Here is a 1,695-nt window from a genome sequence, read left to right as displayed (position 1 = left end):
CATGGCGCTTTTTAAACAAGATACATCTAAGTCAGCTAGTATGGCGAGGAAAAAGAAAATGGCAGGGCTAGACGATGATTACCGCTCAACCCTGTTAGAGTCTGGGATTAAAATGCGCTAGCCGTGAGATTTTTTGAAGTTATATCAGTTTTTGATCATGTGAGTTCTTATAACTTCGAGATTATGTCTGATGGCTCATTAAAAGAGTTGCGTGATATTCCAGTAAAATTGGAAAAAATAGATAGTTACACATTTTAATTAACCAAAGAGGATGGAACACTTGTAAAATTTAGGATGCATAATGCTATACCTTCCTCTATTTCGCAATCATATGCGCCATTTGGCTATATGAAAGAAATTGTAAGACCAGATGGGTTTACTATCAAAATCCACAAAAAATCTCATTCCTTATCAAGCCCTATCAACAGTGTGACTTCAAATAATGGATTACAACTTAAGTATATTTACGATGTTCATAGTCGGCCATTAGCACCTAGCAAACAAAATGCAACAAACAATCCCCAAGTACTGGCAGATTCATTAAATTGGTCTTATAGGCATCCAATTAAAGTTATAGCATTGAATAATGCTATAGAGGTTTGTCCGCTATTAACTGACACATGCAATACAATAAATTCGTGGCCTACTGCTCATTACAGCTGGCCTGATGGAATGCCTAGAGCATTCTACATTGGGAATAGTGTGTTTTCAGTCGAAGACTCATCAGGAAGAATAACGAGCTTTCACCATAAGGCGCTTTCAAGAGGGTATCGGTATGGAGATTCTGGTGCAGAAATATTTCCAGGTTTAAGAAATGAGTATTTTCCAAGAATCGTAAAAATATCTAAACCAAACGGTTCTACATTAAAATATAGATATGTAAACAATGCATCAGTTAATAGTGCTCATCCTCCTTTTACGTGGCTAGAGGAACTTGATCATGGGATACTCTATCAAGCAACCCTTAAGAACAAAGTCACAACGTATACATTTGGATCTTCTAGACCAGTTTATGGTTATCCACAAAGCGGTATGTATAAGAGCTTTGCTACAGGCGACACATATCATGGAGTGACGAGCGTTGTTTCAGGTTTTAAGACACACTCTAACACAGCGAAAATTAGTACAAAACCGATTATTGTTGAGTCTTGGGATAAAAAAGTCATTTTAAGTAATGACTTAAATAATCATGTTGAGCAAATAGAAAACAAGCTAAATAATGTTATTACTAGCTATGAATATGATAATAAAAGCCGACTAATACGCATTATTAGAGATGGGATTGTAGATATAAGTTATCCTTCATCTTATTGCAGCCCTAAAAACTGTAACCAGCCTTTATCAATATCAAGTAATTATAATGGATTTCAAGGAATTTTCCCTGAGTATACTTATACTAGATACCAATACGCTTCCGGTCTTCCTCAGACGACTACTTACCCTGCAAACAAACATAATAAAGTAAAAAAGGTACAATACAGCTCTCAAAACTATACAGCGAGATACAAAAACTCGAGTGGCAATGTTGTTAGTAGTCCTTCATCTATAAGTTTAATAAGCTCTGAGTACACGGCGGGATCGCACTTTGTAAAAAGGCTTTAACATCCGCCTCTTTTCTGATCTAATAACGCCCACATTGTCACTATCTACTTGTTAATTATGTCGTTATTTAGCCACCTTGAACTTGTGGAAGAT

The 1,695-nt window shown here is 36.1% G+C and carries 1 protein-coding gene and 1 pseudogene; both read left to right on the top strand.

Annotated features, from left to right (window positions below):
- Positions 1-121, top strand: a pseudogene (locus ABMY41_RS21715) (ISAs1 family transposase); the annotation flags it as partial.
- A 227-nt stretch (positions 122-348) separates the two neighbouring features.
- Positions 349-1,602, top strand: coding sequence for a hypothetical protein (locus ABMY41_RS21710; protein WP_349276256.1), 1,254 nt, complete (start codon positions 349-351; stop codon positions 1,600-1,602).
- Positions 1,603-1,695: the final 93 nt, after the last annotated feature.

The sequence above is a fragment of the Pseudoalteromonas sp. BZA4 genome (assembly GCF_040104395.1).
In the GTDB taxonomy this organism is placed as follows: Bacteria; Pseudomonadota; Gammaproteobacteria; order Enterobacterales; family Alteromonadaceae; genus Pseudoalteromonas.
Note: the sequence above shows the minus strand (reverse complement) of the source record. Positions and strands in the feature narration are given on the sequence as shown.

What these genes read in the sequence shown, in the direction of transcription:
- ABMY41_RS21710 (WP_349276256.1), top strand. Translation starts at nt 349, where the DNA reads ATGAAAGAAATTGTAAGACCAGATGGGTTTACTATCAAAATCCACAAA.